This window comes from Pseudomonas sp. JY-Q (assembly GCF_001655295.1).
In the GTDB taxonomy this organism is placed as follows: Bacteria; Pseudomonadota; Gammaproteobacteria; order Pseudomonadales; family Pseudomonadaceae; genus Aquipseudomonas; species Aquipseudomonas alloputida.
In genome coordinates, this window is the sequence record NZ_CP011525.1 from 3855848 (window position 1) to 3876628 (window position 20781).

The 20781-nt window shown below is 62.2% G+C and carries 23 protein-coding genes and 1 tRNA gene; 15 read left to right on the forward strand and 9 right to left on the reverse strand.

Going from position 1 to position 20781, the window contains the following annotated elements:
• Positions 1 to 222: 222 nt before the first annotated feature.
• The 5 genes from AA098_RS17520 (at position 223) to AA098_RS17540 (ending at position 5604) form a co-directional block, all read left to right on the forward strand.
• Entirely contained in the window at positions 223 to 1248 is a 1026-nt protein-coding gene (locus AA098_RS17520; RefSeq protein WP_004576593.1) for an ABC transporter substrate-binding protein, read from the forward strand.
• Positions 1245 to 2162 carry an ABC transporter permease gene (locus AA098_RS17525; protein ID WP_004576592.1) on the forward strand — a complete coding sequence of 306 codons (918 nt, stop codon included), beginning with the start codon at positions 1245 to 1247 and terminating at the stop codon, positions 2160 to 2162. The genes AA098_RS17520 and AA098_RS17525 overlap by 4 nt, the downstream gene beginning before the upstream one ends.
• A gap of 6 nt (positions 2163 to 2168) precedes the next feature.
• Entirely contained in the window at positions 2169 to 2975 is an 807-nt protein-coding gene (locus AA098_RS17530) for an ABC transporter permease (protein ID WP_003256236.1), read from the forward strand.
• 17 nt (positions 2976 to 2992) lie between these two features.
• A complete protein-coding gene (locus AA098_RS17535; RefSeq protein ID WP_003256238.1) occupies positions 2993 to 4141 on the forward strand; it encodes an ABC transporter ATP-binding protein in 1149 nt (382 codons plus the stop codon).
• A 155-nt stretch (positions 4142 to 4296) separates the two neighbouring features.
• The gene (locus AA098_RS17540) at positions 4297 to 5604 is read left to right on the forward strand and encodes a substrate-binding domain-containing protein (RefSeq protein WP_064614837.1); all 1308 of its coding nucleotides are present in this window, start codon (positions 4297 to 4299) and stop codon (positions 5602 to 5604) included.
• A gap of 134 nt (positions 5605 to 5738) precedes the next feature.
• Here the strand turns inward: AA098_RS17540 and gorA are convergent, their stop codons facing one another.
• From gorA to AA098_RS17565, 5 genes are all read right to left on the reverse strand, one after another.
• The gene (gene gorA / locus AA098_RS17545) at positions 5739 to 7094 is read right to left on the reverse strand and encodes a glutathione-disulfide reductase (protein ID WP_003256243.1); all 1356 of its coding nucleotides are present in this window, start codon (positions 7092 to 7094) and stop codon (positions 5739 to 5741) included.
• A gap of 97 nt (positions 7095 to 7191) precedes the next feature.
• Positions 7192 to 8031, reverse strand: coding sequence for a UTP--glucose-1-phosphate uridylyltransferase GalU (galU, locus tag AA098_RS17550; protein ID WP_003250908.1), 840 nt, complete (start codon positions 8029 to 8031; stop codon positions 7192 to 7194).
• Between the two features lie 236 nt (positions 8032 to 8267).
• The gene (locus tag AA098_RS17555) at positions 8268 to 9182 is read right to left on the reverse strand and encodes a c-type cytochrome (protein WP_064614838.1); all 915 of its coding nucleotides are present in this window, start codon (positions 9180 to 9182) and stop codon (positions 8268 to 8270) included.
• The gene (locus AA098_RS17560; protein ID WP_004576587.1) at positions 9179 to 9829 is read right to left on the reverse strand and encodes a cytochrome c; all 651 of its coding nucleotides are present in this window, start codon (positions 9827 to 9829) and stop codon (positions 9179 to 9181) included. Before AA098_RS17560 ends, AA098_RS17555 begins: the two co-directional genes overlap by 4 nt.
• A 77-nt stretch (positions 9830 to 9906) precedes the next feature.
• Positions 9907 to 10266, reverse strand: coding sequence for a hypothetical protein (locus AA098_RS17565; protein WP_003250915.1), 360 nt, complete (start codon positions 10264 to 10266; stop codon positions 9907 to 9909).
• Positions 10267 to 10425: 159 nt separating this feature from the next.
• Here AA098_RS17565 and AA098_RS17570 point away from each other — a divergent pair, with 159 nt between their 5' ends.
• The 8 genes from AA098_RS17570 to csrA all read left to right on the forward strand — a co-directional run bounded on the left by AA098_RS17570 (position 10426) and on the right by csrA (position 16188).
• Positions 10426 to 10728, forward strand: a complete 303-nt coding sequence (locus AA098_RS17570; RefSeq protein WP_003250918.1) for a DUF1883 domain-containing protein — start codon at positions 10426 to 10428, stop codon at positions 10726 to 10728.
• A 7-nt stretch (positions 10729 to 10735) separates the two neighbouring features.
• The gene (locus AA098_RS29555) at positions 10736 to 10906 is read left to right on the forward strand and encodes a hypothetical protein (protein WP_003250919.1); all 171 of its coding nucleotides are present in this window, start codon (positions 10736 to 10738) and stop codon (positions 10904 to 10906) included.
• Positions 10907 to 10957: 51 nt separating this feature from the next.
• Entirely contained in the window at positions 10958 to 12043 is a 1086-nt protein-coding gene (locus AA098_RS17575; RefSeq protein WP_003250920.1) for a nitronate monooxygenase family protein, read from the forward strand.
• Between the two features lie 82 nt (positions 12044 to 12125).
• Entirely contained in the window at positions 12126 to 12884 is a 759-nt protein-coding gene (modA, locus tag AA098_RS17580) for a molybdate ABC transporter substrate-binding protein (RefSeq protein ID WP_054889279.1), read from the forward strand.
• Positions 12884 to 13564, forward strand: coding sequence for a molybdate ABC transporter permease subunit (gene modB / locus AA098_RS17585; RefSeq protein WP_003250923.1), 681 nt, complete (start codon positions 12884 to 12886; stop codon positions 13562 to 13564). The genes modA and modB overlap by 1 nt, the downstream gene beginning before the upstream one ends.
• Before the next feature lies 1 nt (position 13565).
• Positions 13566 to 14657 (forward strand): molybdenum ABC transporter ATP-binding protein, encoded by a 1092-nt coding sequence (modC, locus tag AA098_RS17590; RefSeq protein WP_064614839.1) that lies wholly within the window; start codon positions 13566 to 13568, stop codon positions 14655 to 14657.
• Between the two features lie 57 nt (positions 14658 to 14714).
• Entirely contained in the window at positions 14715 to 15737 is a 1023-nt protein-coding gene (locus AA098_RS17595; RefSeq protein ID WP_003250925.1) for a DNA topoisomerase IB, read from the forward strand.
• Positions 15738 to 15990: 253 nt separating this feature from the next.
• The gene (csrA, locus tag AA098_RS17600) at positions 15991 to 16188 is read left to right on the forward strand and encodes a carbon storage regulator CsrA (RefSeq protein WP_003250926.1); all 198 of its coding nucleotides are present in this window, start codon (positions 15991 to 15993) and stop codon (positions 16186 to 16188) included.
• Positions 16189 to 16226: 38 nt separating this feature from the next.
• Here the strand turns inward: csrA and AA098_RS17605 are convergent, their stop codons facing one another.
• The 3 genes from AA098_RS17605 to AA098_RS17615 are packed head-to-tail and all read right to left on the reverse strand — an operon-like array spanning position 16227 to position 19203.
• Complete coding sequence (locus AA098_RS17605; RefSeq protein ID WP_003250927.1) at positions 16227 to 16580, reverse strand: response regulator; 354 nt, start codon at positions 16578 to 16580, stop codon at positions 16227 to 16229.
• 11 nt (positions 16581 to 16591) lie between these two features.
• The gene (locus AA098_RS17610) at positions 16592 to 18037 is read right to left on the reverse strand and encodes an ATPase domain-containing protein (RefSeq protein WP_003250928.1); all 1446 of its coding nucleotides are present in this window, start codon (positions 18035 to 18037) and stop codon (positions 16592 to 16594) included.
• 5 nt (positions 18038 to 18042) lie between these two features.
• Positions 18043 to 19203, reverse strand: coding sequence for a nitrogen regulation protein NR(II) (locus AA098_RS17615; protein WP_004576582.1), 1161 nt, complete (start codon positions 19201 to 19203; stop codon positions 18043 to 18045).
• 467 nt (positions 19204 to 19670) lie between these two features.
• On the opposite strand from AA098_RS17615, the gene AA098_RS17620 reads away from it, so the two are divergent.
• Positions 19671 to 19755: transfer RNA gene (locus AA098_RS17620), tRNA-Leu, on the forward strand.
• Between the two features lie 104 nt (positions 19756 to 19859).
• The gene (locus tag AA098_RS17625) at positions 19860 to 20273 is read left to right on the forward strand and encodes a DoxX family protein (protein WP_014859854.1); all 414 of its coding nucleotides are present in this window, start codon (positions 19860 to 19862) and stop codon (positions 20271 to 20273) included.
• 1 nt (position 20274) lies between these two features.
• Here the strand turns inward: AA098_RS17625 and AA098_RS17630 are convergent, their stop codons facing one another.
• Entirely contained in the window at positions 20275 to 20469 is a 195-nt protein-coding gene (locus AA098_RS17630) for a hypothetical protein (protein ID WP_003250932.1), read from the reverse strand.
• Positions 20470 to 20781: the final 312 nt, after the last annotated feature.

The following is a 20781-nucleotide window of genomic DNA, read 5'->3' on the forward strand; positions in this document are numbered from 1 at the left end:
CTTGGTGCTTTTGACAGGGCGGAGTGATGGCCGGTCGCCCCATACCTCTTGCCAAAATTTTGGAATACCATAATATGATATCCCGTAGACCTTAAACCTGCAGGCCGGCACCTACAATTAAAAACGGCCATCAGAACACTTTGTTTTAGCTGCTCCCCGAACACTATTGGCGGGCGCACCACAAGCCCCGCCTCGAATAACAAAAGCAACGAGGGCGTAACCATGCTGTTAAGCAAACGTGTAACCGCAGTGCTGTCCGCCAGCCTGCTGACCCTGGCATGTCAGGCCGCCCAGGCCGCCGACAGCCTCAACTTCGTCAGCTGGGGCGGTACGACCCAGGACGCCCAGAAAGAAGCGTGGGCAGTACCGTTCACCAAAGCCACGAACATCAAGGTCGTGCAGGACGGTCCCACCGACTACGGCAAGCTCAAGGCCATGGTCGAGAGCGGAAACGTGCAGTGGGACGTGGTCGACGTCGAAGCCGACTTTGCCCTGCGTGCCGCCAGCGAAGGCCTGCTCGAACCCCTCGACTTCAACCAGATCAAGCGCGACAAGATCGACCCACGCTTCGTCTCCGATCATGGCGTCGGCTCATTCTTCTTCTCCTTCGTGCTCGGCTACAACGAAGGCAAGCTCGGGGCCAACAAGCCGGTGGACTGGACCGCGCTGTTCGACACCAAGGCCTACCCCGGCAAGCGAGCCCTGTACAAATGGCCCAGCCCCGGCGTGCTGGAACTGGCCCTGCTGGCCGACGGCGTAGCCCCTGACAAGCTGTACCCGCTGGACCTGGACCGCGCCTTCAAGAAGCTCGACACCATCAAGAAAGACATCGTCTGGTGGGGCGGTGGCGCCCAGTCACAGCAGTTGCTGGCCTCAGGTGAAGCCTCGCTCGGCCAGTTCTGGAATGGCCGTGTCTACGCCCTGCAGCAAGACGGTGCACCGGTGGGTGTGAGCTGGAAGCAGAACCTGGTCATGGCCGACTTCCTGGTCATCCCCAAAGGCGCCAAGAACAAGGAAGCGGCCATGAAATTCCTGGCCAACGCCAGCAGCGCCGAAGGCCAGGCCGAATTCGCCAACAAAACCGCCTATGCGCCGGTCAACGTCGACAGCGTGGCCAAGCTGGACAAGGACCTCGCGCCAAACCTGCCAACTGCCTACGCCCAGGACCAGGTCACCCTCGACTTCGCCTACTGGGCCAAGAACGGTCAAGCTATCGCGGCCCGCTGGAATGAGTGGTTGGTCAAATGAAAGTCGCCATCAACGCCCTGCAAAACGCGCAAGGTGCCCCCACGGGCGCCGGCGCCCCGGGCACCGCACCGCGCCGTGCCAGCCTGAGCCAGCGCTGGAAAGGCAGCCGCAACCTGCTGCCAGCCCTGCTGTTCCTTGGCCTGTTCTTCTTCGCCCCGCTGGTCGGCCTGCTGCTGCGCGGGGTGCTGGAACCCACCCCGGGGCTAGGTAACTACGAGCAGCTGTTTGCCAACTCGGCCTATGCACGTGTGCTGTTCAACACCTTTTCGGTGGCCGGCGTGGTAACCCTGATCAGCGTGCTGCTGGGCTTCCCGCTGGCCTGGGCGATCACCCTGGTGCCCAAGGGGTGGGGCCGCTGGCTGCTGAACATCGTGCTGCTGTCGATGTGGACCAGTCTGCTGGCGCGCACCTACTCGTGGCTGGTGCTGCTGCAGAGCTCGGGCGTGATCAACAAGGCGTTGATGGCCATGGGCATCATCGATGCCCCGCTGGAAATGGTGCACAACCTCACCGGCGTGGTCATCGGCATGAGCTACATCATGATCCCGTTCATCGTGCTGCCACTGCAGGCGACCATGCACGCCATCGATCCGATGGTGCTGCAGGCAGGTTCGATCTGTGGTGCCAGCCCGTGGACCAACTTCTGGAAGGTGTTCCTGCCGCTGTGCCGCTCGGGGCTGTTCTCCGGGGCGCTGATGGTGTTCGTGATGTCGCTCGGTTACTACGTCACCCCGGCGCTGCTGGGGGGCGCGCAGAACATGATGCTGCCTGAATTCATCATCCAGCAGGTGCAGTCGTTCCTCAACTGGGGCCTGGCCAGCGCCGCTGCCGCACTGCTGGTGGCGATCACCCTGGTGCTCTTCTACCTGTACCTGAAGCTGCAGCCGGAATCCCCGGTTGGCAACGCGAGGTAAACCGCCATGCTCCTGTCTCCCAATGCCATGGGCCGCCCGCTGCGTACGGGCCTGTACCTGACCACCGGGGTCATCGCGGCCTTCCTGCTGCTGCCGGTGGTCTTCATCGTGTTGCTGTCATTCGGCTCGTCACAGTGGCTGGTGTTCCCGCCACCGGGCTGGACCTTCAAGTGGTACGGCCAGTTCTTCTCCAACCCGGAGTGGATGGACGCCGCACTGGCCAGCCTGAAGGTGGCCGTGCTGACCACCATCGCCGCCGTGCTGCTGGGCCTGCCCAGCGCATTCGCCCTGGTGCGTGGCCGCTTCCCGGGCCGCGAGCTGCTGTACGGGCTGTTTACCATGCCGATGATCGTGCCGCTGGTGATCATTGCCGTGGCGGTATACGCACTGTTCCTCAAGCTAGGTTACACCGGCACGCTGTTCGCCTTCGTGGTCAGCCACGTGATCGTCGCCCTGCCGTTCACGATCATCTCGATCATCAACTCGCTGAAGCTGTTCGACCAGTCGATCGAAGATGCTGCGGTGATCTGCGGTGCATCACGCCTGCAGGCCATTTTCAAGGTCACGTTCCCGGCCATCCGCCCCGGCATGATCGCCGGTGGCCTGTTCGCTTTCCTGGTGTCCTGGGATGAAGTGGTGCTGAGCGTGATGATGGCCAGCCCCGACCTGCAGACCCTGCCAGTGAAGATGTGGACCACCTTGCGCCAGGACCTTAGCCCGGTCATCGCCGTGGCTTCGACCTTGCTGATCGGCCTGTCGTTGCTGGTCATGTTCATTGCCGCCGCCTTGCGCCGGCGCACCGAAAACGCCTGAGCGCGGAGAAAACAACAATGAGTGCAGTGATCAAAGACAACGCGCACGGCAAAACCCTGGTCAGCCTGCGCGGCCTGAACAAGCACTACGGCGACTTCACCGCCGTGGACAACCTCGACCTGGAGATCCAGGACGGCGAGTTCCTGACCTTCCTCGGTTCCAGCGGCTCGGGCAAGTCCACCACCCTGTCGATGCTGGCCGGCTTCGAAACACCGAGCAGCGGCGAGATCCTGGTCGACGGCCAGTCGCTGGTCAACGTGCCGCCGCACAAGCGTGACATCGGCATGGTGTTCCAGCGCTATTCGCTGTTCCCGCACCTGAACGTGCGCGACAACATCGCCTTCCCGCTGGCCATCCGCAAGCTCAATGCTGCCGAAACCAGCAAGCGCGTCGAGGCCATGCTCAAGCTGGTGCAACTGGAGAAGTTCGCCCACCGCAAGCCGTCACAGATGTCTGGCGGCCAACAGCAGCGCGTGGCGATTGCCCGGGCGCTCGTGTACGAGCCACGCATCCTGCTGATGGACGAGCCGCTTGGCGCGCTGGACAAGAAGCTGCGTGAAGACCTGCAGGACGAACTGCGCCAGCTGCACCGCCGCCTGGGCATTACCATTGTCTACGTGACCCACGACCAGGAAGAGGCGATGCGCCTGTCGCAGCGCATCGCCATCTTCAGCCACGGCAAGATCGTCGGCCTGGGCACCGGGTACGACTTGTACCAGAATCCGCCGAATGCCTTTGTTGCGTCGTTCCTGGGCAACTCCAACTTCCTGCGGATCAAGGCCAGCAGCAATGGCGCAGGCAGCTTCGAGGGCCAACCAGTGGCCATCCGCCTCACCCCAGGCCTGGCCGCCGAGCAGGATGCGCTGATCATGGTGCGTCCGGAAAAAGCCCTGGCCCTGACCGCCGAACAAGCGGCGCGCGAGCCATTGCCGGCGGGCTGGAACGAGGTCAGTGCCAAGGTGGGCGAAGTGCTGTTCCTGGGTGAAAGCCAGACCTGTCATGTGGTGACTGCAGGGGGTACCGAGCTGACGGTGAAGGCCCTGTCGGCCGCGGGCATGCCGATGCAGCCGGGCGACAGCGTGAAGGTGCGTTGGGCAGTGGCCGACGCTTGCATTTATACCGAATGGGCCGAGAGCGACCTGAGCAAGTCGGCCGGGGCACATTAACCTCTTCAGCGTTGCAGCGCCTGCCAGATCGAGCGTCGCCCGCGCGGCGCACGATCGGGCAGGCGCTGCACGCTGGAAGGTGTACGCCCCCGTCACATTATCATCACGCCACTGTCGTAATCTGCCGGCCAACACTGTGCCATAGGCCACCCGGCATGCTCCGCCTGCTTGTCTTGCTGCTCACCTTGCTTCCACTAGCGACCTTGTCTGAGCCCCTGCATCTGCGTGTCCAAGGCTCCAACACCATCGGCGCGGCCTTGATACCGGCGCTGGTGCAGGGGCAATTGCGCGCGCAGCAGGCCACCGCCATCGCACAACAGCCAGGCAAGGTCGCCAACGAGCGGGTGATTACCGCCCGCGACGTGCATGGTCAGCCCTTGCGCATCGACATTGCCGCCCACGGTTCAAGCACAGGCTTTGTCGCGCTGGGCCGTGGCGAGGCTGACCTGGCCGCCGCCTCGCGACCGATCAACGACAGTGAAGTGCGCCAGTTGCAGGCGCTGGGCGACCTGCGCGCAGCCGGCGCAGAACAAGTGATCGGCCTCGACGGCGTCGCGATCATCGTCCACCCCGACAACCCAATACCCCAACTGGACACCCGGCAACTGGCGCAGATTTTCTCCGGTCAGATCCAGCGCTGGGAACAACTGGGCATACCTGGCGGGGCCATTCATCTGTATGCCCGTGACGACCGTTCCGGCACTTTCGAGACCTTCAAGGCGCTGGTGCTGGAACCTCAGCACGGCGAACTTTCGGCCAAGGCCAGGCGCTTCGAGTCCAGCGACGAACTGGCGCAACGCGTGGGTACCGACCGCCAGGCCATCGGTTTCAGCAGCCTGGCCGCCGTACACGGGGCCAAGGTGCTGGCGGTGGCCGAAGGCGACGCGCCGGCCATGCTGCCAGAGCGTGCACGTGTGGCCAGCGAGGACTACCCGCTCTCACGGCGCCTGTACTTTTACCTGCCGGCCAACCCCAAGCCCCAGGCCAAGGCCCTGGTCGATTTCGCTCAGAGCCCGGCCGGCCAGGCGATCATCGCCCAACAGGGTTTCGTTTCGCAGCAGATCAAGGCCCTGTCTGTCGCCCCCCAAAGCGACATGCCACCGCGCTATCGCATCCTGGCCCTGCAGGCGCAGCGGCTGAGTGTGAACTTCCGCTTCCAGGAAGGAAGCGCCAGGCTGGACAACAAGGCCTTGCGCGATGTGCAGCGGGTGGCAGAGTACCTGCGCCAGGCCGGGAAGCTGCAGGGCAAGGCAGTGCTGGTGGGGTTCGGCGACCCCAAGGAAACACCCGGGCGCGCAGCCCTGCTCTCCCGCCTGCGTGCGCAAGCAGTGCGCCGCGAACTGGCGCGTGGTGGCGTGGAGGTGCTGCAGGTGACCGGGATGGGCGATGAATTGCCAGTGGCCGGCAATGAACAGGAGCAAGGCCGGCTGCGCAACCGGCGGGTCGAGGTGTGGGTGTATTGATCCGGCCTTGTACACACCTCTGAAGCAGCCTTGTGCTGCAACGAGGCCCGAATGACAGAAACATTCCGGTGTCAGCAAGGACCTCGTCGCAGCACAAGGCTGCGTCTACAGGCTGTAGAGCAGGCTCCACGTCATCAGCGGGTGACGGTGCGCATGGTCACGAACTCTTCGGCCGCCGTCGGGTGCACGCCGATGGTTTCGTCGAACTGCTGCTTGGTCGCACCGGCTTTAAGTGCAATGCCCAGGCCTTGAATGATCTCGCCAGCGTCAGGACCGACCATGTGGCAGCCCAGCACCTTGTCGGTCTCGGCATCGACCACCAACTTCATCAGGGTCTTTTCCTGAATGTCGGTCAGGGTCAGCTTCATGGCCCGGAAGCGGCTTTCGAATACCTGCACCTTGTGCCCGGCCTCCAGCGCCTGCTCTTCGGTCAAGCCTACGGTACCGATGGGTGGCTGGCTGAACACCGCAGTGGGGATGTTCTGGTAATCCACCGGGCGGTATTGCTCGGGTTTGAACAAGCGCCGCGCCACGGCCATGCCTTCAGCCAAGGCCACTGGGGTCAACTGCACACGGCCGATGACATCACCAATGGCGAGAATCGAGGGCGCGGTGGTCTGGTACTGCTCATCAACCCGGATGTAGCCGCGCGCATCCAGCTCGACGCCGGTGTTCTCCAGGCCCAGATTGTCCAGCATCGGGCGCCGGCCAGTGGCATAGAACACACAATCGGCGACCAGCTCGCGGCCGTCCTTGAGCGTGGCTTTCAGGCGGCCATCTTCAAGCTTGTCGATGCGCTGGATGTCGGCGTTGAACTGCAGGTCGAGGCCGCGTTTTTCCAGCTCTTCCTTCAGGTGGGTGCGCACCGAGCCATCGAAGCCGCGCAGGAACAGGTCGCCACGGTACAGCAGTGTGGTGTCGGCCCCCAGGCCTTGGAAGATGCCGGCGAATTCGACGGCGATATAACCCCCACCCACCACCAGCACGCGGCGCGGCAAGTCCTTGAGGTAGAAGGCTTCGTTGGAGGTGATGGCCAGTTCCTTGCCGGGGATGTCCGGTACCTGCGGCCAGCCTCCGGTAGCGATGAGGATATGCTCGGCGGTGTAGCGCTGACCGTCCACTTCCACTTCGTTGGCACCCGTCAGACGCGCGTGGCCCTGCAACAGGGTCACCCCGCTGTTGACCAGCAGGTTACGGTAGATGCCGTTAAGGCGCTCGATTTCCCGATTCTTGTTGGCAATCAGGGTGCCCCAGTCGAAATGCCCCTCTTCCAACGTCCAGCCGAAACCCGCGGCTTGCTCCAGCTCGTCGGCAACGTGCGCGCCGTATACCAGCAGTTTTTTCGGCACACAACCGACGTTGACGCAGGTCCCCCCCAGGTAGCGGCTTTCCGCCACTGCCACTTTTGCACCAAAACCGGCAGCAAAACGCGCTGCGCGCACACCACCGGACCCGGCGCCAATCACGAACAGATCAAAATCGAAGGCCATGTATTCACTCTCCCAGGCAGGCGTCCAGCATACCGCCGTTGGCCGCCGCAAACAAAAAAGCCATCCCGAAGGATGGCTTTGAGGCCAGCAGGGCTTATCAGTAAGCCTTGCCAGTCTTGTAGTAGTTCTCGAAGCAGAAGTTGGTCGCGTCGATGTAGCCTTCGGCGCCACCGCAGTCGAAACGCTTGCCCTTGAACTTATAGGCAATCACGCAGCCATCCTTCGCCTGCTGCAACAGGGCATCAGTGATCTGGATTTCACCGCCTTTGCCTGGCTTGGTGTTGGCGATGATGTCGAAGATATCCGGGGTCAGGATGTAACGGCCGATGATCGCCAGGTTCGAAGGCGCGTCTTCCGGGGCCGGTTTTTCGACCATGTCGGTTACACGGAAGATGTCGTCGCGGATCATCTCACCTTTGATCACACCATACTTGTTGGTTTCCTGCGGGTCGACTTCCTGGATGGCGACGATCGAGCAGCGGTACTGTTTGTACAGCTTGACCATCTGAGTCAGCACGCCGTCACCTTCCGGGTTGACGCACAGGTCGTCCGCCAGCACCACCGCGAACGGCTCGTCGCCGATCAGTGGGCGGCCAGTGAGAATGGCGTGGCCGAGGCCTTTCATTTCGGTCTGGCGCGTGTACGAGAAGGAGCACTCGTCGAGCAGACGACGAATACCGACCAGGTATTTTTCCTTGTCGGTGCCCTTGATCTGGTTTTCCAGCTCGTAGCTGATGTCGAAGTGGTCTTCCAGGGCGCGCTTGCCGCGCCCGGTAACGATGGAGATCTCGTTCAGACCCGCATCCAATGCTTCTTCAACGCCATACTGGATCAGTGGCTTGTTGACCACCGGCAGCATTTCCTTGGGCATGGCTTTGGTAGCAGGCAGGAAGCGCGTGCCGTAGCCGGCTGCCGGGAACAAGCATTTTTTGATCATATACGTCCTTACAAAAGGCTAGGCCTGTGGAATTCGGCGCAGTCTAATCAGGCGGCAGTCACCTTACAATGCCCCCGTTAACGACCGTTGCCATCATAGAGATATCCCAGTGTAGATAGTTCCGGGGGATCGTAAATATTGCTGTCATACATGACCGTTGGATGACAGGAAAATCAGCGTGCCAGTGGCGGCCTTTTCAACGGGCTCACCCGCGAAGAGACCGCCACTGGCTGACCTCAGCTACCCGTCCCTTTTCCGATCAGCACCCCATCAACCTCCTGACCATACAGGTTCACCCCATCATTGGCATGAAATTTCACCCGCGTTTTCTCGATGGATCCCTCTACCAACCGCGGGTCCTGTGGCCGCTCGTGGCGGTTGATCCACGCCGCCACATCCCAGGCCTGCTGATCGCTGAGGCTGCCCGGCTTGCCCAACGGCATGTTGTATTTGATGAACGACGCAGCGGTATTGATGCGGTGCATGCCAGCCCCCCAGTTGTAGGAGTCCTTGCCCCAAAGCGGCGGCATTACGTACTCGCCGGCGACCTTTTGCCCTTCACCGTTATCGCCATGGCAAATCGCGCATTGTTCACGGTAAACCTGCTGGCCGCGCTTGAAGTCATAACCACCCTTGGGTTGTGCCACCTCCGGATAACCACGTCCGGCAATCTCCACGCCGGTCGGCGCCTTGGTCGACAGCCAGTATGAATACACCGCCAACGCCGTCATCTGCGGGCTGTCAGCGGCCGGCGGCTTGCCGTTCATGCTGAACTGAAAACACCCTTGGATACGCTCGGCGAAGGTGTTGACCTTGTCATTCTTCTTGCGATAGGCCGGATACATCGGGTAGGCACCCCACAGCGGCGCCGAATGCGCCAACCGCCCCTGATCGAGGTGGCAGTTACTGCAGTTCATGCCGTTGCCCACCGCCTCGGGCATCAATCGGCGGGTGTCGACGAACAAGGCATGGCCTTCACGCACCATTTTGCCAAAGGCATTATCGGGCAACTCACGCTCAGCAGGCGGCACAAACTGCGGTGCAGCCTGCACACCGGGCACCTTCAACTGCGACTGGTCTTCCATGGCGATCGGCGTGGCCTGGGCGCTGCCCACGGCCAGCAGCAACAAGACGGGAATCAAGGTTTTCATGGCGTGACCTCCTGACTGGCGGGGCGGGCGAAGAACTCGGCAACGGCCTTGATCTCCTCATCGGTCATGGCCTTGGCCACGCCGACCATCAGCTGGTTGGGGTCATTGCTGCGGCTGCCGTCGCGCCAGGCATTGAGCTGTGCCACCAGATAACTGGCGGGCTGGCCGGCCAAGGGCGGGAAGTGTTCGCCCACCCCGCCGCCACCCGGCCCGTGGCATTGCACGCAACCTGGAATCTGCCGGCTCCAGTCGCCGTAAAGGGCCATGCGGGTGGTCGGGTCATCGGCAATCTGCTGGCGGTGCAGGTCGCCAGCGGGCGCTGCCGGCAGGCTGGCCAGGTAGGTACTGACGGCCTTGATTTCGTCGTCGCTCAGGGCCTTGGCCAAAGGTTCCATCACTGGCTGCTTGCGGCTGCCGTTGCGCCAGTCCTGCAACTGCTTGGCAAGGTAACCGGCCGGTAGCCCGGCCAAACGTGGAAAGCCGGCAGCCGCAATGCCATTGCCGTCCGGGCCATGGCAACCCAGGCAGGCCATGGCTGCAGGGTTGGCCCCACCCTGGGTGAAGACCTTCTGACCCTCAGCGGCATGTGCCGTGGGCCAGATCAGGATCAGCAAGCTGCCGATCATCACGCGTCTCAACGGTGTCATCACGAATCTCCTTTTCTTTTGTTATATGTTTAGGCTTAAAACATATAAGCAGAGAAAGGAGGACCCGTTGCTTCAGATCAACTTCCGGAGATGCACTGCGTTGCCGCAGTGCGCACATCCCCAAGGCGCAGCGGGAAGTTATTCAGCCGCTCGTGCAGTTTGATGCTGCTGCCGCTGCCGCGCTTGTCGATATCCACCAGCGCCGCCGGGCCGGCACCTGAGGTGATTTTCTGCGGTACGATCAGCCGTAGGCCGTCGCCACGCTGCTCTTCGGTCAGCGGGTCACGCGTATCGGCAAGCTTTTCCTTTACGCAATCGGCATAGGCGCGTGGGCTCTTGCCAGAGATCACATCCATCGTTTCACGCGATTGCTCCAGCTCCGCGACGCTCACGCAGCCACCGAGCGCAACCGACAACGCCGCCACCATCCACTTCATTTGCTGCACCTCTGCCTTCAGGAATTCGCTTCGACCACATCCAGGCGGTTTTGCTCCCTGCTTTGGCAGAATTATCTACGCCTGGCGATCAACGCGGCAGTGTAACGGCACATCGTGGTATCTTTTGCTTTTGCAGATCCAAACCTTGCGGAGCATCACATGAAATTCGTACACCAGCGCGAGCACCTCAACGAGGACGATATTGTCGTCATCGAGTGCTCCCAGCGCTGCAATATCCGCCTGATGAACGACGCCAACTTCCGCAGCTTCAAGAACGGCGGCCGTCATACTTACCACGGCGGCCATTTCGAGAAGTTTCCGGCGAAGATCACCGTACCCAGCACCGGCTTCTGGAACATCACCATCGATACCGTCACCACTCGCCCGATCTCGGTCACCCGCAAGCCAACGCTGACCCACAAGATCAAGATCATCCGTCGCTCGTCGTCGAAACTCAGATAAGGCCACCATGACCCAGACCATCAAGTACGTCATCAAATACAAGCTCGACGGCCAGCGTCGCTGGGATTTCGCGCTGATGCCCGATGCCTCGCAAGAGCAAGCCCTCGAGGCCCTGCGCAAGATCCACGGCGACGACGCCGAGAAAATCAGCGACATCCAGGTCAGCAAGGCCCTCTAAGACTTGCCGCAAGCCCCCGCCGCATCGCTCGCCCCACGCAAGGAGACTCGCATGAGCCATTGGCCCGACCGCCGTATCCTCGACCTGCTGGGCATCGAGCTGCCCATTCTGCAGGCACCCATGGCGGGGGCGACCGGCTCGGCCATGGCCATTGCCGTGGGCCTGGCAGGTGGCTTGGGCGCCCTGCCCTGCGCCATGCTCAGCGGCGAGCAGGTGCGCGCCGAGATCGCCGCATTCCGCGCCGGCTGCCCGGGGCGCCCGCTGAACCTGAACTTCTTCTGCCACCAGCCGCCAGCGCCCGATGCCGAGCGCGATGCGCGCTGGAAGCAGGCACTTGAGCCTTATTACAGCGAAGTGGGCGCCGACTTCGCGGCGCCCACGCCGGTGTCAAACCGCGCGCCTTTCGACGAGCAGAGCTGCCTGCTGGTCGAAGCGTTGCGCCCGGAGGTGGTGAGCTTCCACTTCGGCCTGCCGCAGGCCGAACTGCTGCAGCGGGTAAAGGCCAGCGGTGCCAAGGTACTGTCCAGCGCCACGACTGTGGAAGAAGCGGCCTGGCTGGAGCGCAATGGCTGCGATGCGATCATCGCCATGGGTTATGAAGCCGGTGGCCATCGCGGCATGTTCCTCAGCGATGACATCACCAGCCAGATAGGCACCTTCGCGCTCGTACCGCAGGTGGCCGATGCCGTCGGCGTGCCGGTGATTGCCGCCGGTGGTATCGGCGACCACCGCGGGCTGTTGGCGGCACTGGCCCTGGGTGCCTCGGCAGTGCAGATCGGCACGGCTTACCTGTTCTGCCCCGAGGCCAAGGTGTCGCCAGCGCATCGCCGGGCGCTGGACAGCGCGCCTGCCAGCGACACCGCGCTGACCAACCTGTTCACCGGCCGACCGGCGCGCGGCATCAACAATCGCATCATGCGCGAGCTGGGGCCGATGAGCGAGCTCGCACCGCGCTTCCCGCTGGCGGGCGGGGCATTGATGCCTTTAAGGGCGATCACCGATCCGCAGGGTAAGAGTGATTTCAGCAATCTGTGGTCGGGGCAGGCGTTACGGCTGGGCCGGCACATGCCGGCGGGTGAGTTGACCCGGGAGATTGCCGGTAAGGCACTGGCAGTGATCGGTCACCAGGCATTCTGACAGGCAGGCCTGGCCTCTTCCCGGCCAATGGCTTATCGCTATATAGTTAAGGCTATAACGATAACCTCAAGGAGCTGTCTTCATGCGTATCCGCTCGCCCCAGCTGGCCGTCACTGCCCTGGCCAGCCTGTTCGCCTTCAACACTGCCTGGGCCGACGAAGTCCAGGTCGCGGTCGCAGCCAACTTCACAGCCCCTATCCAGGCCATCGCCAAGGACTTCGAAAAAGACACCGGCCACAAACTGGTCGCGGCCTATGGCGCCACCGGGCAGTTCTACGCGCAGATCAAGAACGGTGCACCGTTCGAAGTGTTCCTCGCCGCTGACGACACCACCCCCAAGAAGCTGGAAGCAGAAAAGGAAACCGTACCCGGCTCGCGCTTTACCTACGCCATCGGCACCCTGGCCCTGTGGTCTGCGAAGGAAGGCTACGTAGATGCCAAGGGTGAAGTGCTGAAAAAGAACGAATACAAACACCTGTCCATCGCCAACCCGAAAGCGGCACCTTACGGCCTGGCCGCCACCCAGGTACTGGACAGGCTGAAGCTAACCGAAGCCACCAAAGGCAAGATCGTCGAAGGCCAGAACATCACCCAGGCCTTCCAGTTCGTCTCCACCGGCAACGCCGAGCTGGGCTTTGTCGCCCTGTCGCAGATCTACATGGACGGCAAGGTGACCCATGGTTCGGCCTGGATCGTGCCGTCCAACCTGCACGACCCGATCCGTCAGGACGCCGTCATCCTCAACAAAGGCAAGGACAATGCGGCCGCCAAGGCACTGGTCGAATACCTCAAAGGCCCGAAAGCCGCAGCAGTGATCAAATCCTATGGTTATGAACGCTGATGCCACTCGATGCCAGTGACCTGGGCGCCATCTGGCTGACCGTGAAACTGGCCAGCCTGACCACCCTGATCCTGCTGGTCATCGGCACACCGGTCGCCTGGTGGCTCGCGCGCACACGCTCATGGCTGCGCGGGCCGGTGGGTGCGGTGGTGGCACTGCCCCTGGTACTGCCACCGACGGTGATCGGCTTTTACCTGTTGATCGCCCTTGGCCCGCACGGCTGGCTCGGGCAGGCCACCCAGGCGCTAGGCCTGGGCAGTGTGGTGTTCAGCTTCACAGGCCTGGTGATTGGCTCGACGGTGTACTCCATGCCGTTCGTGGTGCAACCCCTGCAGAATGCCTTTGGCGCGATCGGCCAGCGGCCCCTGGAAGTCGCCGCTACCCTGCGCGCCAGCCCCTGGGACACCTTCGTTCATGTGGTGCTGCCGCTGGCCCGCCCTGGCTTCGTCACTGCCAGCATCCTCGGCTTTGCCCACACGGTGGGCGAGTTTGGCGTCGTGCTGATGATCGGTGGCAACATTCCCGACAAGACTCGCGTGGTTTCGGTGCAAATTTTCGATCACGTCGAAGCCATGGAGTATTCGCAAGCCCACTGGCTGGCCGGTGCCATGCTGGTGTTCTCTTTCCTGGTGCTGCTCTTGCTGTACGCTGGACGCCGCGGCAAAGCTGGCTGGAGCTGAAATGAGCGCATCGATTGTGGCGCGCCTGAAACTGGCGCGCGACGACTTCACCCTGGACGTCAACCTGCACCTGCCCGGGCGCGGCATCAGCGCACTGTTCGGCCACTCTGGCTCCGGCAAGACCAGCTGCCTGCGCTGCCTGGCCGGGCTGGAACGGGCCGCCAGCGCCTATATCGAGGTCAACGGCGAAGTCTGGGAAGACAGCACCCGTGGCTACTTCCAGGCACCGCACCTGCGCCCGGTGGGCTACGTGTTCCAGGAAGCCAGCCTGTTCCCGCACCTGTCGGTGCGCGGCAACCTGACGTTCGGCTGGCGCCGAGTAGCGCCCGCTGAACGCAAGGTCAGCCTCGACCAGGCATGCCAACTGCTGGGTATCGGCCACTTGCTGGAGCGCCGCCCGGCAACCCTGTCGGGTGGCGAGGCGCAGCGGGTAGGTATTGCCCGCGCCCTGCTCAGCAGCCCAAGGCTGTTGTTGATGGACGAGCCGCTGGCAGCCCTCGACGGCCCGCGCAAGCGCGAGATACTGCCCTTCCTGGAGCGCCTGCACGACGAACTGGACATCCCCCTGATATATGTCAGCCACGCCCAGGATGAAGTCGCGCGGCTGGCCGACCACCTGGTGTTGCTGGAACAAGGCCGGGCGATCGCCAGCGGCCCGATCAGCGAAACCCTGGCTCGCCTTGACCTGTCGCTGGCCCAGGGCGACGACGCCGGCGTCGTGTTCGAGGGTAAGGTGGTAGGGCACGACCCGCACTACGGCCTGCTTGACCTGCGCCTGCCCGGCAGCGACGGGCCGCTGCTGCGCATCACCCACGCGGCGCAGGTGATGGGCAGCACCCTGCGCGTCAAGGTGCAGGCCCGGGATGTCAGCCTGGCACTGGCGGCGGACAGCGCATCGAGCATCCTCAACCGCCTGCCGGTGCGTGTGCGCGAGAGCTGCCCGGCAGCCAACCCGGCGCATGTGCTGGTCAGCCTGGATGCTGGCGGCAATGCCCTGCTTGCACGCATCACCCGCTTCTCGGCAGACCAGCTCGGTTTGCACACGGGGCAGATACTGTTCGCCCAGATCAAGTCGGTGGCCCTTTTGGGTTGAGCATCCTTAGCGCGCGTATTGTCCATTGATCAGTGACCTGATCGAGGCCCGCCGCCCATGCTCGACTGCCCCCTGCCGCGCACCCTGCATTACGTTGACGACAGTCAGCCGGGCCTGACCCGTCGGCGCTGGCGCGACCGTTTCATCTATCTGGATGCCGATGGCCAACGGGTACGTGACAGCGACACCCTCTCGCGCATCGCCGCACTGGTGATTCCCCCGGCCTACACGGATGTGTGGATCTGCGCCGACCCGCAAGGCCACCTGCAAGCTACCGGCCGCGATGCCCGCGGCCGCAAGCAGTACCGCTACCACGCACAGTGGCGCGAACTGCGCGACCAGCACAAGTATGGGCGCATGCTTGCGTTCGCCCAGGCCCTGCCAAAGCTGCGCACACAGCTGGAAGCCCACCTGGCGCGGCCAGGGCTGGACCGGGAAAAGGTCATGGCACTGGTGGTGAGCCTGCTGGATCACACCCTGATCCGCATTGGCAACCAGCGCTACCTGCGCGATAACCGGTCGTACGGGTTGACCACCCTGCGCAATCGCCATGTGCAGGTCAAAGGCAGCACTATCCGCTTCCAGTTCCGCGGCAAGCGCGGCGTCGAGCACAACGTCACCCTCAACGACCGGCGCCTGGCCAACCTGCTAAAACGCTGCATGGAACTGCCTGGGCAGGCGCTGTTTCAATACCTGGATGAAGACGGCCAGCGCCATAGTGTCGGCTCCAGCGAGGTCAATCAGTTTCTGCAGCAACTGACCGGGGCCGACTTCACCGCCAAGGATTATCGCACCTGGGCCGGCAGCAGCCTGGCATTGAACCTGCTGAAGCCCTTGGCCTGGGAGCCGGAAAGTGAAGCCAAACGCCAGGTGGCCGCGATAGTCCGCCAGGTGGCCACACGCCTGGGCAATACACCGGCCGTGTGCCGGCGCTGTTACATCCACCCGGCAGTCCTGGAGCACTATGCCTTGGGGCGCCTGGCCAATTTACCGAAAAACCGTGTGCGCAAAGGCCTGGACCCGGAGGAAGTGGCCTTGCTGCTGTTTCTTCAGGCACTCGAGGAACAGGAGGACCATTGAGCTTGTCTATTCAGCCCATGATGCGAAGAAATTTCCCATTAGTCGCCAAGCCCCCTATTCTTGCCAGCGAGCACCTTGGCCGACAAACCGTTGACGGTTTGCTTTGGCACCTGCAACTGAAGACACGCAACAGAATTTGTCTGTCGGGGAATTACTATCCGCCGAAAGCGTCTTTAATGAGAAGGAAGAGGGACAAGCTCCCGCCGCAGCGGCAACTAGCCCTGCGGACTTTTACATCACCAAGGAGAATTACATGCTGATACTCACCCGTAAGGTTGGCGAAAGCATCGTCATCAACGATGACATCAAAGTCACCATTCTGGGCGTCAAAGGGATGCAGGTGAGAATCGGTATCGATGCACCGAAAGATGTTCAGGTCCATCGAGAAGAGATCTTCAAACGCATCCAGGCCGGCAACCCGGCTCCGGAGAAACACGAAGACTCACACTAGCGCCACCCGAGGGGCATGGATGCGCTCGACCGCCAGCCTCAGGTGCCCATCAACTGATGCACCGTGGCGATCATCTCATCCATGTCGAACGGCTTGTCGAATATTGCGGCAAACAGGGCCGGGCATCCTTGGCTGGCCTGTGCGCCGCTCATGAGGATGACCGGCAACTCGCTTAACGCCGGGTCCTGGCGTATGGCACGTGCCAACTCCTCACCGTTGAGTAGCGGCATCATGTAGTCGGTAATCACCAGCTGCACGCGTTTTTCCTTCAACGCCTCCAGTGCTTTGCAGCCATTGCTCGCCTTTTCCACCACGAAACCTTCGTCCTCCAGGGCAAAACCGAGGATATCGGCGATCAGGTACTCGTCATCGACAATCAGGATGGTGTTCATCGGCTCGTCCGTCACCCGCTCCCCTGCGGCGTCGGCGTTCCCGAAAGCACACCGCAGGCACCTTCGAATGCCTTGCGCAAGGTAATGCCTTGCGGCCCGATCAGCAGCTCGTGCAAGGCCGGGTCATGGTGGCTGTCACGCACCTTGAGGACCGACAGCATGCGCCGCAGTTGCGAGTCCAGTTCGACAAAGCGCATCAGCATAAGGTTGTCGACGATACTCGACAGGTCCGGCGCGGGGGCGCTGATTTCCGCGCCGAAAATGTCGCGCATCTCCCAGGTCAGGACCACGCTGACATCGCGCGCGCGCAACTCACCCGCCAGCGCGCGGAAAAACGCATTCAGCCGCGTCGGGTCAATAGCCAGGCGGCTGAATGCGCCAAGGCTGTCGATCACCACGCGCTTGCTGCCCTGCGCCGCTACACGCTCCAGTAGCCGCGCGCCAACCTGGTCCAGCAAGCCCTCGGTGGTCGGCTGCCAGCACAGCTGCAAGCTACCGCCCTGCTCCATCGCGGCAAAATCGTAGCCGAGCGAAGCGGCCTTGCTGCGCAGGCGTTCGGGCGTTTCGTAAAAACCGAAATGCAACCCCGGCGCCTGCGGCGTGCTGGCACCCAGAAAGGCCAGGCCCAATGACGTCTTGCCAATCCCCGAAGGCCCCATCAACAGGCTGACTGACCCGGTGGCCAAGCCACCGCCAAGCATTTCATCGAAGGTGGGTACACCGCTGCTGATACGCGCCAAGGTGCCGCTGCCCAACTGGCTAGGGTGGCTGAACAACGCTTCCAGGCGAGGATAGACCTGCATGCCGGACTCATCGATAAGGCATTCGTGACGCCCCGACAACGCACCACTGCCGCGGGTCTTGCGCAACTGGACGTGGCGCACGGCGCGGCTGCCCACCAGTTGCTCACCCAGTTCGATCACGCCATCGACCATGGTGTGTTCCGGGCTGCCCTCGTCCAGCCGGGCACTGGTCAGCAACAGTACGGTGCAACCGGCGAAGGCGGCATGCCCCTGCAGCTCAGAAACGAACTTCTTGGTGTCCAGCGCGGTTTCCGCGCGTACCCGGGCATTGAGCACACCGTCGACGATCAGCAGGCTGGCCTGTTGCCGGGCAATTTCCTGGCGCAGCAACCGCACCACCGCATCCAGCCCGTCCTGCTCGAGGGTATCAAAGGCGCTGACGAACTGGATCTTGTCACCGACCAGCGCCGGGTCGAAGAAGTCCAGCGTGGACAGGTACTGGAACAAGCGTTCATGCGACTCGCTCAGCAAGGTGGCCACCAGCACCCGACCACCGCCACGCACATGGCCGCAGGCCAGCTGATTGGCGAGGATGGTCTTACCGGCCCCCGGCGGCCCCTGGATAATGTAGGAGGCGCCAGCTATCAGGCCACCCTTGAGCAACGCGTCGAGCCCGTCGATCCCCGTTACCAGCCGCTTCAGTGCCTGTGCCATGATGTCTACCTGTCGAGTGGGCTATCCGTCTGGTCCTGATACATTGGCAAGTACAGTCGCATGCAAGTTCCCCGGCCAGGCTCGCTGTCGACACAAATGGCACCACCACTTTGCCGCGCGAACCCATAGACCTGGCTAAGCCCCAGGCCGGTACCCTTGCCGAAAGGCTTGGTGGTGAAAAACGGCTCGAAGATACGCGGCAGTATCTCTGTGGGTATGCCTGCGCCGGTGTCTTCCACCTCGAAGCGCACGAAGCTGCCCTTCAGCCCTTCAACTTCGCCGAACAGCTCGACCACATCGACAGTCAGGCTGATGCGGCCATGCCCGTCGATGGCATCTCGGGCATTGAACAACAGGTTGAGCAACACCATCTGCAGTTGCCCGGCATCCACCTCGATCCGCGGCAGGTCCGGTTGCAGCAATACGTTCAAGTCAATCGAGCCTGGCAATGCATGCTCAAGCAGGCCACGCGTAGCGTTAACCAAGTCTGCCGGGGCAACGCTGGCCACATCGAGCTTGCGGTGACGGGCAAAGCTGAGCAGTTGCTGGGTCAGTTCGGTGCCACGCTGGCTGGCATCGAGGATGTGCTGCAACATGCGCTGGGTGCGTGCCGGGTCCTGGGTGGCCAGCGCCAGGCGCGCGGAGCTGATGATGATGGTCAACATGTTGTTGAAGTCGTGCGCCAGACCACCGGTCAACTGGCCGAGGGCTTCAAGCTTCTGCGCCTGGAACAGCTGGGCGCGCACTGCGTCGAGCTGCAGCGCCGACTCGCGACGGTCAGTGATATCGCGTGTGACTTTGGCCAGGCCAATGATCTGGCCATTTTCATCACGGATCACATCCAGTGCCGCCAGGGCCCAGAACTGCGAACCGTCCTTGCGCACCCGCCAGCCTTCGTCCTGCGCCACACCCTGCTCCAGCGCCTGACGCAGCAGGCACTCGGGGCGGCCCTGCGCACAATCCTGTGGGGTGAAGAACAACGAAAAATGCTTGCCGATCACTTCATCCCTACGGTAACCCTTGATCCGTTGCGCGCCGGCGTTCCAAGACACCACATGGCCGGAAGGGTCGAGCATGTAGATGGCATAATCCACCACCGACTGAACCAGCTGTTCATAACGATGGGCGGGCATGAGGGAAGCGTCGAGGCAGTCGGCTGAAACCATGCAAACTCCACTGGCACAGCAGGAGGGAGAAAATGAACGTAGCCTGGAGTGTCTGCCAGTAGACAGCTGAACGACTACAGGCTGTCAGCGTTCCGGCTCGGCCAGCGCCGGGCTGATGCGCCGCGGCATGGCCTCTTTCAGCAATCACAGGCTGAGCCGCATGATCATACCACCGCCGGCAGAGGCCAACACGAGCACCTGCGCGAACAACAGCCGCCAGAATAACCGTGGACGCACCACACCTTCGCCAACTCGGCCCCAAGTCATTGCGGAACACGCTTGGATCCAATCATGGGCAACAGTGGCGTAACGACAGCAAGGTGTCAATTGCCCGTTCGATCGCCTCTTCTATCTGTTGATCATAGGTGCTGCAGTTGACTCAACTATAACAATGGGTTATAAAGCGCGCTTGATTGCGAAGCCCTTCTGCTTAGAAGCGAGCTGGTCGTTGCGACCCCTTCAAACGTGCGAGTGTGGTGGAATTGGTATACACAGCAGACTTAAAATCTGTCGGCGTGAGCCTTGCGGGTTCGAGTCCCGCCACTCGCACCAAACTTCGTTGAAAAGGCGCCCCTGCGGCGCCTTTTTGCTGCCTGACAGCAATGTCTGGCGCAGCTGCTAAAGTGGAGCTTGTCCCCGTCCACTGGAACGCCGCCATGCGCTACTCCCTGTTCGATGGTCAACGCGACATCATTATCCTGTTCGCCCGCGTACTGCTGATGGTCCTGTTCGTCTTGTCTGGCTGGGCCAAGCTGACCGGCTTCGATGGCACGGTAGGCTATATGACCTCGCTCGGCGCCCCTGCCCCGATGCTGGCAGCAGGGATTGCCGTCATCATGGAGTTCGTCGTCGCAATCCTGTTGATCCTCGGTTTCTACACGCGGCCGCTGGCCTTTCTATTCGCGCTGTTCGTACTGGGCACGGCGCTGCTGGGCCACCCATTCTGGAACATGGTCGACCCCGAACGCAGCGCCAACATGACTCAGTTTCTGAAAAACCTCAGCATCATGGGCGGCCTGCTGTTGCTGGCGGTAAGCGGGCCCGGGCGGTTCTCGGTGGATGGTCGCTGAGTCAGTCGTCGCAGTCGTCGAACCAGGCTGGGTGATCGCGCTCTTCATCATCGAGGTCATCCAGCGTCTCCTCGTCTTCCTCCACTTCATCCTCGGCGCCTTGGGCATCTGCCTCGGGCTCCACGTCGTCGTAGAGAAATTCGTGGTCAAGCAGGTGATCGTGCTCGGGTTCGTGCAGGTCGTCTTCGTCGCGCATGCTGGCTCCTGGGATAATGGCAGGCCTGTATAGGCTGATCAGGATGCTGGGTCAATGCGTTGTCGCTTAATCCTGGGTTAACTGGCACGGCGCAACCTGCAGGCTCTCCCTTCAAACGTCTTTCGCCCGCCTTTATGGCGGGCTTTTTTTATGGCCCTGCGTACTTCGGTGCAGATGATGACACCCCCGTGACCTGACCTTCACGAAATGCCGACATCCGAATGAGCACACTGACCCTGCTCCGTACGTTCTTGCAGCCCGCCGCATCATTGCCGCGGGCTTTTCTTTTTTCCGCAAATGCCAGTCAGGCAT